Raw genomic sequence first — 16,756 nt, 5'->3', positions numbered from 1 at the left:
TTCCTGTTAAGTATGCATATCTTTACATAATTATACATTAAAGCTAAGCATGATTTGCTAGACTCAATAGATTGCCAAAATTTTATCGATTAATACTGAATTTATTAGAGTCTGAGCTATTACCTATGGATATAATTGATCAATCCCGCAGAAAGTGGTTAGGTATTGGGGCTGCAACGATTGGCCTTAGTTTATTACCAAGCCATGTCTTTGCTGCAATGACGACCCCTCGACCACGAATTTTGCGTTTTCAAAACATTAATACAGGCGAATCGCTAAAAACTGAGTTTTTTGACGGGCGCCGTTATAATAAGTCTGAATTAGCGCGTTTAAATCATTTTTTCCGTGATTACCGTTGCGACAAAGTAAAAACTATTGACCCAAAACTGTTTGACCAAATCTATTTATTACAAATGATGATGGGAACAAACAAACCTGTCCAACTGATCTCTGGTTATCGTTCTTTAGAGACTAACAATAAATTACGCAGTAAAAGCTCTGGCGTAGCAAAGAAAAGCTACCACACACGCGGGCAGGCGATGGATTTCCATATTGAAGGGTTACAATTGAGTAATATCCGTAAAGCTGCGCTGAAAATGAAAGCAGGTGGTGTTGGTTATTATCCACGAAGCAATTTTATACATATTGATACAGGGCCTGCAAGAACGTGGTAATCTGTGCATAGGTGACACAGATTATGGAGTAATTGCTCGATGAAATATACTATTATCCCAGTAACACCGTTTATGCAAAACTGCCAAGTTATTTGGGATGAAAATACGTTAGATGCAGTTGTTGTTGACCCCGGTGGAGAAGCAGAGAAGTTAATTTCTGCTATTGAAAACCTTGGGCTGAAGTTAACTAAAATTCTGTTAACGCATGGTCACTCTGATCATATCGGTGCATCGGCTACCCTCTCTAAGCACTTTTCAGTGCCTATTTATGGTCCACAAAAAGAAGACGCTTTTTGGATTGAAAACCTCGCAGAGCAAAATGCAATGTTTTATATAGGCGAATGCCCTGACTTCACACCAGATTACTGGTTAGAAGAAGGGGACAAAGTGACTTGTGGCAATATTACATTTGATGTACTGCATTGTCCTGGCCATACGCCCGGTCATATTATTTTTGTGAACCATGCTGATAAATTAATTTCCATGGGTGATGTATTATTCAAAGGTGGTGTTGGTCGTAGTGACTTCCCACGAGGTAATCATCAAGATTTAATTTCATCAATTAAAAACAAAGTATTACCGCTTGGCGATGATTATCAATTTATTCCTGGTCATGGGCCGATGTCTAATCTCGGTTTTGAACGAAAAACAAACCCTTTCTTGCAAGATGAACAGCCTATCTGGTAATCATCTCATCTGATTTGAACCCCTTAAATATAGGGGGTTTTTTATAGTTTGATATTTAGCAAGTTATAAAAATAATAATCAACACTATGTCCTAATTGTTCTCAATCTAGTTTGGGAATACCTTGAATTTTGCTATTTTCCTATCGAACAATAATTATTTTTTTTAATAATAATTAATTGAAATGGTAAGTGAATTTGTAATTTTTAGGGAAATAAGAATATGAATGATCAGGATGTCAAAGTAACAACTCAAGGTAATAACAAAGCAGGACGAGGTTATTCGAGTATCAATCTACAGCTGAAACCGTTGGCAGAACCTGTCTCGCAGGTTAAAACGGGCATTCCAGTGAGCCATCAACGCATTTTTACGAAAATAGCTACCGAAGAAAATATTATTATTGGTATACGGCCAGTAGATATTAAATCAACGAGTTTAATTGAATCGGGAATGTACAGTAGTAAAGGTTTAGCCGTTAAAGGTAAAAGTGCAGATTGGGGACCTCACAGTGGCTTTATTCCAATTCAACAACAATTTGCAAAAAAATCAGGTCGAGATAATAGTAGCCAATTTAATGACCAAATTCAGGGGCTACTTGGCACTGGTAAGGTCATTAGTGTTCATTTAGAGATTAGTACTGAGCGAATTGATGAATTATTGCGATTTCGTGCCATTTCACCATTAGAACCCATCGATAATGGTGGCTATCAACGTATTACATCTATTGTTAATGGTAACGAAAAAGTATTTTTTCTGAGGAAAAATGAAAATAGCGCTTCAAATAGTTGGAAAGTTTATCATCAAGATAGCGGAAAATTCACTGAATTTCTGGTTGTAGGAGATAGCAAAACTGGCAAGCCGATAACGGCTGATTATGATTTATTTAGTATTATATTTCCAATATCGGATTTGGAACATTATATCAAAGTCAGCGAAATGCCATCTTGGGAAGAGTGGAAAAAAAGTGTTAATTATGATGAATTATCCCTCAAGCAAAAAAAATTATTTAATAACAAGGCGGAATATGATCGTTATGAGGGGCAAGATAACGGAGTTATCAATAAAAAAATAAAACAGATTAAAAATAATATTAATCGCCAACTAGGTCGTGAAAATGGGTTTGAACTGGTTCACCACGGTGCTGATGATGCTAACCCTGCCAGTGTGATGAGTGAAAATTTTCCGATAACGTTTTTCTTACCTGAAAACTTAAAGGGGAAAAATAAACTTAAAGGGTCAACGGAATCAATTGAGACGTATTTTCCAATGAATTCTAATGGCTCTATTATTATTGATAATGTAGAACAGTTGTCTAATTTTCAGCAATTATTAATTAATCAGGGCTATCGAGCTCCGTTAAACAAAAAATGGAGTGAAGGTGATAATGGAGAATTATTTGAACCAAAAAGAAAAATATCAGAGAGTTATTTAAGAGGGGTAACAGAAATTAGTCGAAAAAAAAGTCTGAACGACAATGCGGAAAATAATCAACAAGCTAATGATATTGACGATGAATTTAAAGATATTCATTTAGATGATGATAATAAATGTAAACCCATTCTTGCAGGAGAGCATTCATCCGAAATAGAAAATATTGATATTTGGGAGAGGCCTTTGCTGGAATATAGTTTTGAGAAGGCTTTAGAAACAAAAAAAAAGCAACAAAGTAGTACTGATAGCGAACGATCAAATAAGTATACTTATAATGTCATTGTTCAATTAGAAGGGGACAGTGTAACTGCGGGTGCTGCAGCTAATGCATTTTCTAAACACCCTAGTGATACGATGGTTATTCAATATAGTTTAACGACACGGAAATATCATGTTTTACATGGTGATGTTACCCGAGCTCAGTCAGGAAAGGTGCGGTGGATAACTGTAGGGCATGGTGATTATTTTGGCGCAAATAATCCAACCGTCTATGCCTATAAGTCAGCAAGTGAATATACCGAAGGGCTAAATTATTTAAAACAAAAAGTGTTCAATAATCATAATCCAGATAAGTTAGTCATGTTGGGCTGCGAGCTAAGCCGCGGCGGGATAAATGAAAACTTTGCATTGAAAGCCGTTGTACTGCTTGGTGAGAGCCATACTAATGTGCCAGTTGTTGCTTACAAACGGGAAATTAATGTGGCAAATAATGGTCAGAAAAGAATTTATCCTACTGGGAAATATGGAGATTCAGTTACTACAGAGGGGTATAAGATGATTTATACATATCATTCTGAGACTGGCCAAGTAGAGATAAATAATCGGTTCGCAGCACTACATTTTATTAATGAATTACGTCGTGGCGAACTCACCTTTGCCCAGTTAATACAATCTTCTAAGATAGACCCGTTGCGTATGTTTAGAGGTATAGATTCTCGAGTATTTGATATCAATTTATTAAAACAAGTGTGCTATAACCCTGATGCATATAGATTATTCAATGAAGAACTAAAAAAAAGTAATGGAGTTTTACCGGCGGATTTTCACACAAAGTTTTCTAAGAAACTTTGTGAAATGAAAATTACTGATGTGCCTTTTTGGGAAATGGTGGACGCTAAACGCATTCTTAAAACACCGACTAGTAGACAGCCGACGAGCTCAGAGCAGGTTGTTGTTATTCGCTTGTCTGAGGGTGAGAGTGGCTTACATCTAGCAGAAAAAATAGCGACTAGAGACCCATTGGGTACGGTAATATTTCAAATGGATGTAGACCGCAAAAAATACATTTTAGAGTATGGTTCATTAGATTTAGCCACTTCAGCTCAAAGGCAACATAAGGTCAGTTGGTTACTTATAGGGGATGATGGCGTTATTCAACAATCAGCGACTAGGTTGGCCGCTGAATTATCGGTATTAAGAAAGAAGTACCCACAAATAGATGCTCAAAATATTATATTTCATTTAACCGATCCTTCAATGAAAGAGACAGGAAGTAGGCATAGGCAATTTATCTATGAGCTTTCTAGTAACCTCAAAACTCGTGGAATTCCATTGACAGTTAAATCTAACTTTAATGATGAAACTCAAGGTCATTTGTTAGAGCCACATAATAAAAAAAGAAAGGAAACAGTACTCAGTAAAAAATCACGCCATGCTATTATTGATATACTTGAAAAAATAGCGTTAAAAGAAATTTCTATTCAAGATATCAATAAGACAGATCACGCTTATTTATTGACGTATTTTTCAGATGAAAATGGAAATATAGATGTTAAAAAATTAAACATCGCAGTATCAGACCCGTTAATTAACCGGAAACTAAATGAATTTCTAAGTCATAACGCTGAAACGAATACATTATCACTAGAGCTGCTTCTAGAACCCACAATATCAAGTAGTCATCAACAACAAGCGGGCGATATTCAGACATTATTGACCGCAATAAAAAATGACATATCAATATTAAATCACTTAAGTGGGCGTTCGCAGAAGATATTAATGAAACTATTTCCTGCAGGGGATGGAATAGATAAAGGAAAAATTTTAGCATTAGTGACAGATAATCATGAATTCATTTCATTTAGCAATAGGTTAAATGACTTTAGTAAACTCTCCACAGCTAATTTTACTGGCGATAATGCGCCATTAAAAAAATATTCTTTTGCGGATGCATTTAGTATTTATGAACAGAACCAAGTACAGCGATTGACCCAATTTAACCAACAGCTAATGTATGGCAATAAGGTTGAGCTAGTGAACCATGGGGTTATTCGTTTTGGCTCTCAAAGCCGCGAGATGGATCAAACTTTGGGGGGAACATACGCAGTTGAATTTTATTTAGCAGGTGGTCATTTAGCACGAGATTTTATTGAACGTAAAGGGCAAATAGAGCAAGCCACAGTGAAAAATGCATCGACATCAGCAGAAAACTCACTGTTGATAAAGATGGAGCAGTACAGCCAAGATATTAATACTGTACTCCACAAAAATGGGATATCAGTAGCGGACCAATCACTTGGTAGCCTATTTACAACGTTTAGCGAAGTGAATAACGCAATAATATTCTTAAAGGGGAAATCGGTCACTTATACAGTAACTTATGTACAACGTAATGGCGGTTATAAAATCAGCTTATTTGATCCCCATGGGCTCCAATTTAGTGTAAAAAATAGCTCTCCTCAACAAGCTCAGCAGCAATTCCAACAGCAAATTAAGCATTACTTTAGTGAAAATAACCAACTTTCTGAAGGGGAATTTAGAGCAGACTTTCAGCTTATTGACTTAGACTCAGCTGGCTTTAAAAGCGCATTGTCTTCTTTACGTAGCCAGCGACAATCAATTATTGAACAACCTGAATTTACGTTACCAAAAAACTGCTGGGTCACTATTAATGGTGAAAAAATTGCGTTTGCCAAATTACAACAATTAGGTGCCACTATTGATGGAAAAATGATTTCCTTAAGTGATATCAATAGCCCTGATCTACATCATAAAATTCGTTTTTCCCCAGATAAGCTAGCGATGTATTTCACATTAATGGAAGGTGGGAAAGAAGATCTCTCTTTTATTAAAGTGTTCCATGAGCAATTAAAATCTGCGGATATCCACCAATTAATTGAGCGCCAAGCTAATTTTACTGAGTCGGGCGTATTAAGAAAACAGTTTAAATACTTAGCGAATAGCATTGATATTCAGCAAGATGCTATCTCTTCTTCTGTTTTATTTAAGGTTCGTCAAGAAGGTAAGAGGCTTTCTCAACTTCGACGTTTGGCAAATCGTTCAGGGCAAATAATGGGGACAGCCGGAGCTATTCAAAGTTTGATTAGTGCTTATGCTATTTTGGATAAACTAGATAACCCCGATATTAGTGATGAGGAAATTAAAGAGTTAGAAAAACAGTTTTATTTACTTGCTGCGTCAGCCTTGTTTAATTACGGCGATATGATAGTGCAACCGATGCTATTAAATATTGCATCCAGTAAGGGAGCAACTTCGTTAGTCCGTGCGAGGATTGCTTCGGGGACGGTGGTGATTTTCAATTTGGTAGGGATGGGAATTGATGTTTACCAAGCCTACGACAGCTTATCTAAATTAGACAATGTCACAGACCCGAAACAACGCCAAGATCTTATCGTAAATGCATCTTTCTCTATTGCTAATGCTGTGATCAATGGGGTCACTGTTATTGGCATCTTAGTGGGCTCTTCCGTTATCCCCGTCGCTGGGTTAGTTATTGGAGGTATACTGCTGGTTGGGGGCTGGGCTTATAGCGGTGTTCGTGCGGTTCAAAACATCAAAGAAGTTATTGATATTGACTGGGATCGTGAATTAGAAGAGGGGATCCGCGGTGCTTTAGGTTTAGACCCAACCATACGTAGCCAGCAAGAAATGAATGTACAACATTATATTAATGCTTTCAAAGAGCAAGATTGGCATATGGATCTAGCTCTATTTGAAAATAATATTCTACAGGCAGGATTTGCTCATCACCTCAGTATTATTGAAAAGCCCACCTATGAAAATGAGTCTCGATATTATTTAGTTGATAACTATGATAATTATTTCTACGGTAAGCTGGGAAATCTATATCTAGGGGCGGGAAATACGACGGTGCGTTTTTTACGCAAAGGGGCACCCTCGTTTACTGCTGATGAAGTTAAATTTATTTTACAAAATAAAATTGTCAGAACGACGGCGTGGTTTAAAAATTTAAAACATCTTTATGAAAAGATAGGATGGTCTATTCACCATGACTTTCATCTGCAAGCAAAAGAGAAAGAGATATTTGACCTTAGAAATACGGGTAGCATAGCGACTCATGAGCGTTACTCTTTAAATTCTACCTATAAGAACTCGTTATTAGATGAATTTAAATTACGACACCAAATTTTAGATGATGAATTATCACAGCCTCTTCAAGACCAGTTAATAAATTCTAACCCGGAACAAATTAGTTTTTATTCGAAAAAAACGGAATTTGGTGTATTAGGGCAACAAATGCTAAGGGAAAATGAACGTGTTTTCAGTGAACATTTAGTGAATAACAGACAACGGACAGCGTTATATATTGAAAATACCAATAGTGAAGGGACTAGCTGGAATACGGCTAATGGTAATGACGTTGTAATCGGTAAAAAATCACAGAAGAATGCCTTTCAAGTATTATCAGGTGAAAAGTATTTTGCAGGGGGAGATAAAGACGATCTATTTTTTATTCGAGATAGCTGTTTAGCATCGTTAACTTCACTAGGGGGAAAGAAGCCGACTAAGTATCTAGATGGCCAAGACGGGCAGGACACAATTATTATTGATAATCTACCAGATAGCCACCGTGTATATGTAAACTTAAACAAAAATACGGTGCTTTATCAGCGAGAGCGAAATCATTCTTTTATTCCCGTTGCCCATTTGCAAAGTATGGAAAATGTGATGATAAGAGGGAATAGCAATGATCATTTACGGGGAAATGATACGGCGAATATATTGGATGGCGGGTTAGGAAAAGACATCGTAGAAGGAAAAGGGGGGGATGATAAACTCATTTTAACTCAAGGTATTGCAGCTGGTGGTGACGGTAATGATAGTTATCATATTCGCCGTTATGAGTGGCTTGACCATGCTGACGATTTGTACCTAACAGAGCGCTATTTTGATAGAAAAGAAAAATCAGTTAAAACGCGAAAATACCTAAACCCTATTTATATACAAAATAACCACAAGTTTCAGGCGAAAGTGGTTATTAAAGAATCTAATTACCAACAAAGCAGAGTCGCTTTAGAGTATTTTCTAGATGAAATAAAGCAAGTTCAGCTGGACGGCAACCACTTGGTTTTAACAATCAGACAACCCAAAAATAGTATTGATGGCCACTTTTTTCAAAATGTAGAAAGTGAAGTCAATATTGTCCTCGAAAATATTCAAGATGCAGATTCGAAGGTGCCACATCATGTCTATCGATTACAAACCCTTGATGGTTGGATGATAACAACGGTAATAGATGAAAAATATCCTAACAAGTATTTTAGTTTAAGCTATATACAAGAAGGGGATCAATTATCATCTATAGACGGAAAATCTGTCAAAATAGATGAGTCAATGGGTACCATAACGATAAACCAATCACGTCATTATAAGGAGCCTAATTGGGGATGGTTTACGCCCATAGGACGTGCTGAACACTTAACCTACCGTGGAAATAGTCAAAATAATATATTACCCCTAATAAAATTAGGTAGTTATATTGAAGTTAGCCATGGAATCGATACCTACCAAATTGTACAAAATAAAGAGGAATATGGTGAGGTCGAATTTGATTTTTCTAAAGTCAATGACAGTTTTACGGATAAGGACAGCCTGTGCTTATTGTTGTCTACAGAAAATGGTTATTCGCTGTATATGGATGATGGGCAGCTATACCGTTTAGATAAATTCGGGCAAAAACAATTGACTATTAAGTTTACTAATGTAGGCAATAAGCTCTGTGATGTTGTTTTAATTCAAGACAAGCATAGCAATTTATTTAAAGTCAACTTACAGGAAAACCGCTTAACACCAGTAAACCCAGTTAAAGAAAGTAGTGCGGGTGACGATCAAATTATATTGTCAATGGGCTATCAATCTGAAAAACATGTCATTGATGCTCAAAATGGCGATGATACTATTATCAATAAAGGCTTAGAAAGCTATGTCCTCTTGGGAGGGGATGGTGATGATAATATTAAAGCCAGCGGTGGAAATAATCTCTTATATGGTGGTGCTGGGGACAACTTTATTAGTGGTGGCTCGGGGGATGATTTGCTGTTATCCAGTCTAGGAAACGATACGTTAATGGGCGAGGCTGGTGATGATCACTATTTAATTGATGGTCATCAGGCAGGTGTCGTTTATATTGAAGACCAGATTGGCAATAACCATATTCATTTGGTCAATTTTAAACGTCAACCAATTGAAGAAAGTGACTCAATATACCAATTTTATGCTTCACCCGCCGGTAAACTGGTAAAAATTAAGGCTTCTAACGATGATGGTGAGGGGAACTTCAATATTCACCATTATGAGCGGCTGGACGAAAAATTTAACTCCTCCACGAGACACGGGATGACTCCGCTCGTTAATTATCTCTCTGAAAAACTCCATAAAGCCAAACAGTCAGGGGCGTTCACCACTTGGAAACCCGTTGATGAGCTTGCAAGCACATTAAATGGCGTGGTAGTTGATGGTGTAGCAAGGCCTTTAAAACTAACGTTGAGAGATGATGGCATTCTATTACAGCAGGATTGTACAAGAAATAATTGGCTTATTGATACCTTAGGTGGCAATGATCATGTCATGGATATGTCTAAACAAGGGCGCATTATTAAGGGGGGGAGTGGTCACGATAAGCTGATTACCCAAGGAGGTGAAAATGTGCTGTATGGCGGGCAAGGTGATGATATTTTATTGGCACAAGGGATGCATCAAGATGTACTAATCTCTTTAGATGGAAAAGACCAATTAGCGGGAACTCAAGGTGATGACCTCTATATTGTCAGCGGTCATGGAAAAGGTGATGTGAAGATCACGGATGTTGAGGGGCGCAATCAAGTGGTGTTAATTGATTTAGAGGAAACTAATTATAAACAATTATCAACTAAAATTGCTGAAACAACATATCGCTCAAAGAGTGGAAGGGAAGTAACGCTGATTCATAACAACCATATTGGGTCAAAGAATCATGTCATGCAGGTGCGTCATCTCAATAGTTACCAGCAATTATCGGAACAACATATAGAGAAAACTATTGACCGTTTGGTTCAGCTACTCGTTGAAGAGCGCATTGATTATGAACGAAATCTCGACCTTAGCATCCCTAATGATAATTACCGGAAGAATTGGGGAGCGGTACAAATAACGGAGCGCTTCCTTAGCCATCTTAAATAGTTTTTTATAAAAAATGCCAGTCAGTAACGCGACTGACTGGCATGATATTAAATACGCTGCTTTAACATTTTCAATGCTTAATTTTTAACGCATCCGAACAATTACAGCACTTTAACGATGGCATCACATAATGGAACCATGTTCTCTAATGTTAAGCCTGCCACGTTAATACGGCCAGAGCTTACGGCATAGATACCAAATTCGCTACGTAGACGCTCTACCTGCTCTTTTGTTAGGCCACTGAAGGAGAACATACCGTTTTGGTTGATAATGAAGCTAAAGTCCTGTTTAGCGCCTTTTTCTTCCAATGTTTTCACTAACAGTTGGCGCATGCGTTTAATACGCTCACGCATTGCGGTTAACTCTTGGATCCACTCAGCTTTTAATACGTCATCAGAAAGGATGGTTGTTACCACTGCAGCACCGTGCGCTGGTGGGTTTGAGTAGTTTGCGCGAATAACCGCTTTCGCTTGACTAAATGCACGCTCTGCGTTGTCACTGTCTTTGGCTATGATGGTACAAGCACCAACACGCTCATTGTATAGACCGAAGTTTTTAGAGAATGAGCTCGCCACAATCATTTCAGGGTTGTTTTTGGTGAAAATACGCAGGCCTTCGGCATCTTCATCTAAGCCTTTTGCGAAACCTTGGTAAGCAAAGTCAAAAACCGGCAATAAACCTTTTTCCGCACATAATGCCGCCAGCTTTGTCCATTGCTCAGCAGTTGGGTCAATACCCGTTGGGTTATGGCAGCAACCGTGTAGAACAATCACATCGCCAGCAACAGCGGATGACAGGCTGTTAAGCATACCGTCGAAATCCATACCGTGGTTGGCTGCATCATAGTAATTGTAGGTCAGCACTTCTAAGCCAGCCGCTTCAAAAATATTTTTGTGATTAGGCCAAGTTGGGTTGCTGATCCAAACGCGTTTTGCATTAGTTTGCTTCGCAATAAAATCAGCTGCGATACGCAGGGCACCAGTACCGCCGGGTGCTTGCGCTGTACGTGCACGTTTTGAGGTGACAATTTCATGTTGTGCACCGAATAACAGTTCTTGTGTTACACGGCCGAACTCTGGCATTCCGCTAATCGCAAGATAGTTTTTGGTGTTTTCGTTATCCAGCAGGTATTTTTCTGCTTTTTTAACGGTATCAAGCACAGGGGTTTTCCCTGATTCATCTTTATAGACGCCAATACCTAAGTTAATTTTATTATCGCGGGGATCAGCACGGAAACTATCAGCAAGACCTAAGATTGGGTCAGCAGGGGCAGAAGTAATTTTTTCAAACATGTTGTCGATTCCAAAGCTCTGTAGTGGTACCCACACAGTTCCTAAGGTATGAAGGCGTAAGTGAGAATGCGGTTGGCTATCCTTGCTTGTAATCTGCCCATACCATACGAAACTCGCGGGTGTAGCTGAAAACGGGTTTAGTCGAACGAGTCGAGTTCTCAGGGTAACGTGATAAAGGCTTTTTGCCAACCGTTTTACCAAAAATTGGCGAGATCTTGTGAACTAGGTAGGAATTGCATGTAATCTGACCATAAATATCTATAAAGATGGTGAATCAGTCTGTCTTATTGATAATTCTGGTGTTTTCGTGGAGGAGGAATTTATGCTAGAGATGAAAAAGAGAAATAAAAAAGCAGCGCCGAAGCGCTGCTTACAAAAACATGTTACCGTTTTCTAACTTATCAGTTAACTGATAATTAGAATTGGTAAACTAAACCTAAACCAACTACGTTATCAGTGTTGATACCAGCAGCTTTAGTGAAGCTGTTGTCATCTAACAGGTTGATTTTATAGTCAACAACTGCAGACATGTTTTTGTTGAAGTAGTAGTAAGAACCAACAGAAATATATTTCAGTACGTCTTCATTACCATAGCTAACACCAGTACGGCTGTTCAGGCTCTTACCTTTAGACTGTACATAAGCAACAGATGGTTTTAAACCGAAATCAAACAGATATTGACCTACTAACTCAATGTTTTCAGTTTTGTTAGCAACTAAATCATATTTACCGTAGTGAGTCATGTTCAGAGTTTGACCATACATCGCTGCTAAGTAAACGTTGTTAGCGTCGAATTTCGCACCAACGTTCCATGCTTGAGCACGGTCACCAGTAGCTTCTGATGTTTTCTGGTTTTTAGTACGAGCTGAGTTAGAATAACCACCACCCAGTGTTACACCCCAGCCTAAGTCATAAGCTGTTGAGAAACCATAACCATCGCCGTTGTTTTTGTAAACTTCGGAAACACCAGATTTGTTAGTTTCGGTATTTTTACCTTGATATTGCAGAGCGAAGCTTAAGCCATCAACATAACCGAACATGTCGCTGTTGCGGTAAGTTAACAGGTTACGGTTACGACCAGTCATGTAAGTATCAGTCTGAGCCATAGAGTCGCCGCCCCATAATGGCAGAACGTCGGTCCATGCAGCTGTATCATATACCACACCGTAGTTACGGCCGTAGTCGATTGAGCCGAAATCAGCAAATTTCAGACCCGCATACGCTAAACGGTTTTTGTTGGTATTATCGTCTTCGCCTTTATTGGTTTTAGTTTCCCACTCGAAACGACCAAAACCAGTCAGTTGATCAGTGATTTGAGTATCACCTTTCAGGCCTAAACGAACGCGTGAATCATCACCATCTTCACTTTTTCCATTACTACCTTTGCCATCTGCAAAGTAGTGACGAACGTCAACTTTACCGTAAACGTCTAATTTGTTGCCGTCTTTGTTGTATACTTCAGCTGCGTTTGCTGCACCAGCAGCTAACAGAGCTGGGATAACCATTGCAAGAATATTGCGTTTCATCATTATTATTACCCTCATTGGTGTTATTCGGACACCTGCCACTGCCAAAAATAATTCGCAAAAAATAATTGGAACTATTTGTGAGAGATTAGTGTCGTCTATGTCGGCGACCAGTGTTCCATTGCTAAATAAAATTATCCACCCTCAAAGTGCTACAAAATCAAAGATTCTGAAACAAATGGTAACAAGGTGTTTCAAAATGTAAAAAATAGACCAATAAATAACCACTCATCGTACCAGTTTAAAAAATATTACAAAAATTAGGGAACTTTTTCAAAAGATAAATTGGGTTTTTTTTGAGCAGTTTAGCGAATGTAAAGTGGTTATTTATCACCAGTAAAAAGAGGATCGTGAGATTAAAAAGCAGATTATTCTTAGCGGTAGCAGATTGGTGCCATTTTGGGGTGAATTATAAGGTGATAACGTAAAAATTGTGATCGGGTTATCATGTAGCTGCAATTTTATGTAATGGACTGAAATAGTCCGTAGTTAAAAATATATTAGAGTGAAAAATAACGGGTCAACATTAGTTGACCCGTTATTTAGGGGGTTAATACAGAAAAGCGGTTATTAGAACGCAGCATTTCTTGGGGTACGTGGGAATGGAATCACTTCACGTACGTTACCCACACCAGTGACGTAAGCCACTAAACGTTCAAAACCAAGGCCGAAACCTGAGTGAGGGACGGTGCCATAACGACGCAGATCACGGTACCACCAGTAATCTTCTTTATTCATACCCATTTCTTCAAGACGGGCATCTAGCATATCAAGACGTTCTTCACGTTGTGAGCCACCGATGATTTCACCAATACCCGGTGCTAATACATCCATCGCAGCAACAGTTTTGCCATCTTCATTGAGGCGCATATAGAAAGCTTTGATGTCTTTCGGGTAGTTTTTCACAACCACAGGGGCTTTAAAGTGTTGCTCAGCAAGGTAACGCTCGTGCTCAGACGACATATCGACACCCCAATAAACTGGGTTTTCGAATTTTTGACCACAAGTTTCTAGGATTTTAATGGCATCCGTGTAATCAACTTGTGCAAAGTCTGAGTTAACAAAGCTTTCTAAGCGGTTGATAACGTCTTTATCAACACGTTGTGCAAAGAACTCTAAGTCATCGCGGCGTTCTTCAAGAGCAGCTTTGAAGGCGAATTTCAACATTTTTTCTGCCAGACCTGCGACATCATCTAAAGATGCAAATGCCACTTCAGGTTCGACCATCCAGAACTCAGCTAAGTGACGGCTAGTATTTGAGTTTTCAGCACGGAAGGTTGGGCCAAAAGTGTAAACTTTGCTAATTGCTGTTGCATATGCTTCACCGTTCAGTTGGCCTGAAACGGTTAAGAAAGCTTCGCGACCAAAGAAATCTTCGCTGAAATCGACTTCACCTTTGTCATCACGTGGCAGGTTATTGTAATCCAATGTAGAAACACGGAACATTTCCCCCGCGCCTTCGGTGTCTGAGGCAGTGATCACTGGAGTTGAAACCCAGAAGTAGCCTTGCTCATCAAAGAAACGGTGGATAGCTTGCGCTAAAGTATGACGCACACGTGCAACGGCACCAATTAAGTTAGTACGTGGGCGCAAGTGTGCGGCTTCACGTAAAAACTCAACACTATGACGCTTCGCTGCCATTGGGTAGGTGTCAGGGTCTTCAACCCAACCAACAACTTTTACAGCAGTGGCTTCAAGCTCAAATGATTGACCTTGGCCTGGGGATTCTTTTACGGTACCCGTAACTTCAACAGAACAACCCGTTGTTAGGTGCAGGACTTCGTCATTATAATTCGGTAAATTATTATTAATGATAGCCTGTAACGGATTAAAGCAAGAACCGTCATAAACGGCGAGGAAAGAAAAACCAGCATTTGAATCTCTCCTTGTACGTACCCAGCCTTGAACGGTGACTTCTGTGCCTACCGCCACTCGGCCTTGCAGTACGTCGACTACAGGCGCTACTATCATATAATTCACTCTCTTCATATTTAACGATATCTACTTCGACTATCTCAATCCGTCATACTTCGAGCCGTAGATGCGTTGACTTCACAAACCGACCCTAGTCACATACTTATGTATGCTCCTAGGGCTCACTTTGTTTGCCGCCTTCCTACAACTCGAATTATTTAGGATGTAATTCAAATTGTTTTAAATCCATTCGACCGCTTATATCTATGAATATTATTCAAAAAATGTCATCGGTTTATGGCGATTAAAATAGTTAAAGTAGGGATATTAACGAAATCCCATTTTTCAGGGGCCAAAGCTCTATGTTACTTGCCATTTATTAGGAAACAAGTAAAAAATCGCGATAAAACATTTCTGTTGAAGCGAAGCGTGGTTATTGAGCTTAAAAGCTATAGTAATAGTAAGTGAATAAAAGAAAAAGGGGTTTTGAAGCTCTGGGCAAGAAAAGTGCAAATTCTTACTCAGAGCTAGGGAAAAGTGACTTAATTAGCTGGCTTTTTCCATTTTAGGTAGGTCGAACGCTTTTCTGAGTTGATTGACGAACTCATCATCTTCACAAATGGTTTTTCCTGGGCTATCTGAGAGCTTAGCGACAGGCTTACCATTGCACTCTACCAATTTGATCACAATATTTAGCGGCGTAACATTGGGAATATTGCAGGTTAGACGAGTGCCGATACCAAAAACAAGGTTAATCCGTTGGTGGAAATAACGATATAATTCAAGTGCTTTTTGTAAGTCTAAGCTGTCAGAGAACACCAGTGTTTTGCTCATAGGATCGATACCCAATTTTTGGTAATGAGCGATGGCTTTTTCACCCCATTCGATCGGGTCCCCCGAATCATGACGCAACCCTTGGTAGCGGTTCGCAAAGTTAGCATCAAAATCACGCAAAAAGGCATCCATGGTGATACAGTCAGTTAATGCGACACCTAAGTGATTAGGGTATTCATCTAGCCAGCTCTGCAATGCCTCGCGTTGGCTATTTGCCAATTCAGGGCTGATTTGCTGGTGGGCTTGGAACCACTCATGGGCTTGTGTGCCAACAGGGGCTAGGTCTAACTCGTGAGCAAGTTTGTAATTGCTCGTCCCCACAAGGTAAGGAAATTCTTGTTTAAGCATTGAAACAATGGCGGATTGCACATCGTAGGAGAAACGGCGGCGTGTCCCGAAGTCCATTAGCTTAAAATTAGACAAGTCGAGTTGGTGCTCATCAGCTTGTTGATAAAAAACATTTAACAGCTTTTTAAGTTGCTGAACAGCATCATCAGGATGAATGTTTGGGTGCCTATCTTTTTGGATGATTTCACTGACCAATGCAAGGAGTGGTACCTCCCACATGATCACTTCACGCCAAGGCCCACTAATGCGAATAGCCAATTGGCCTTCGTCGGTGGTACTGACAACGACTTGTTCAGGGTTAAAGCGGAATGGTTTTAACCACGTAAGATAGTCTTCTTGGAAGAAAGGTAAGCGGCGGAGAAAATTCAGTTCATTATCAGAAAGTGATAAGTTAGCCATCAACTGAATTTGTTGCCTGATTTCATTGGCGTAAGCACCTAAGATCTCACTGCTACGACAGCGGAACTCAGCGACAACCGGTACCTGGTGGTAACGGTGGAAAACGGCCTGCTGCATATGAAGCTTGTAAGCATCGGTATCAAGCAGTGATGTAATAATTGGTGTAGCGTCTAAATTCATGGCACGCAGACATCCTCGCGGAGCTTATCTTTACCACTAATGCTATTCATTTTT

7 protein-coding genes are annotated in these 16,756 nt (G+C 39.2%); 3 read left to right on the top strand and 4 right to left on the bottom strand.

The window, feature by feature from the left end; genetic code table 11:
• The first annotated feature begins 125 nt into the window (after window positions 1–125).
• The 3 genes from M1F26_RS12800 to M1F26_RS12790 all read left to right on the top strand — a co-directional run bounded on the left by M1F26_RS12800 (window position 126) and on the right by M1F26_RS12790 (window position 10,209).
• A complete protein-coding gene (locus M1F26_RS12800; RefSeq protein ID WP_004256173.1) occupies window positions 126–674 on the top strand; it encodes a YcbK family protein in 549 nt (182 codons plus the stop codon).
• A gap of 39 nt (window positions 675–713) precedes the next feature.
• Window positions 714–1,361 (top strand): MBL fold metallo-hydrolase, encoded by a 648-nt coding sequence (locus tag M1F26_RS12795; RefSeq protein WP_140170782.1) that lies wholly within the window; start codon window positions 714–716, stop codon window positions 1,359–1,361.
• A gap of 220 nt (window positions 1,362–1,581) precedes the next feature.
• The gene (locus tag M1F26_RS12790) at window positions 1,582–10,209 is read left to right on the top strand and encodes an anthrax toxin-like adenylyl cyclase domain-containing protein (protein WP_140170781.1); all 8,628 of its coding nucleotides are present in this window, start codon (window positions 1,582–1,584) and stop codon (window positions 10,207–10,209) included.
• A 101-nt stretch (window positions 10,210–10,310) separates the two neighbouring features.
• Here the strand turns inward: M1F26_RS12790 and M1F26_RS12785 are convergent, their stop codons facing one another.
• The 4 genes from M1F26_RS12785 to pncB form a co-directional block, all read right to left on the bottom strand.
• Window positions 10,311–11,501, bottom strand: coding sequence for an amino acid aminotransferase (locus tag M1F26_RS12785; RefSeq protein WP_109911054.1), 1,191 nt, complete (start codon window positions 11,499–11,501; stop codon window positions 10,311–10,313).
• 416 nt (window positions 11,502–11,917) lie between these two features.
• On the bottom strand, window positions 11,918–13,030 hold the full coding sequence (gene ompC / locus M1F26_RS12780; protein ID WP_272515532.1) for a porin OmpC: 1,113 nt from the start codon (window positions 13,028–13,030) through the stop codon (window positions 11,918–11,920).
• A 567-nt stretch (window positions 13,031–13,597) separates the two neighbouring features.
• Window positions 13,598–14,998 carry an asparagine--tRNA ligase gene (gene asnS / locus M1F26_RS12775; protein ID WP_036957910.1) on the bottom strand — a complete coding sequence of 467 codons (1,401 nt, stop codon included), beginning with the start codon at window positions 14,996–14,998 and terminating at the stop codon, window positions 13,598–13,600.
• Between the two features lie 489 nt (window positions 14,999–15,487).
• Complete coding sequence (gene pncB, locus M1F26_RS12770) at window positions 15,488–16,702, bottom strand: nicotinate phosphoribosyltransferase (RefSeq protein WP_140170780.1); 1,215 nt, start codon at window positions 16,700–16,702, stop codon at window positions 15,488–15,490.
• Window positions 16,703–16,756 lie beyond the last annotated feature (54 nt).

The organism is Providencia sp. PROV048 (assembly GCF_033688165.1).
GTDB classification, from domain to species: Bacteria; Pseudomonadota; Gammaproteobacteria; order Enterobacterales; family Enterobacteriaceae; genus Providencia; species Providencia hangzhouensis.
Note: the sequence above shows the minus strand (reverse complement) of the source record. Positions and strands in the feature narration are given on the sequence as shown.

Bases quoted from the DNA above. Each gene is read 5' to 3' on its own strand.
- M1F26_RS12800 (WP_004256173.1), top strand. From the start codon at position 126: ATGGATATAATTGATCAATCCCGCAGAAAGTGGTTAGGTATTGGGGCT.
- M1F26_RS12795 (WP_140170782.1), top strand. From the start codon at position 714: ATGAAATATACTATTATCCCAGTAACACCGTTTATGCAAAACTGCCAA.
- M1F26_RS12790 (WP_140170781.1), top strand. From the start codon at position 1,582: ATGAATGATCAGGATGTCAAAGTAACAACTCAAGGTAATAACAAAGCA.
- M1F26_RS12785 (WP_109911054.1), bottom strand. From the start codon at position 11,501: ATGTTTGAAAAAATTACTTCTGCCCCTGCTGACCCAATCTTAGGTCTT.
- ompC (WP_272515532.1), bottom strand. From the start codon at position 13,030: ATGATGAAACGCAATATTCTTGCAATGGTTATCCCAGCTCTGTTAGCT.
- asnS (WP_036957910.1), bottom strand. From the start codon at position 14,998: ATGATAGTAGCGCCTGTAGTCGACGTACTGCAAGGCCGAGTGGCGGTA.
- pncB (WP_140170780.1), bottom strand. From the start codon at position 16,702: ATGAATTTAGACGCTACACCAATTATTACATCACTGCTTGATACCGAT.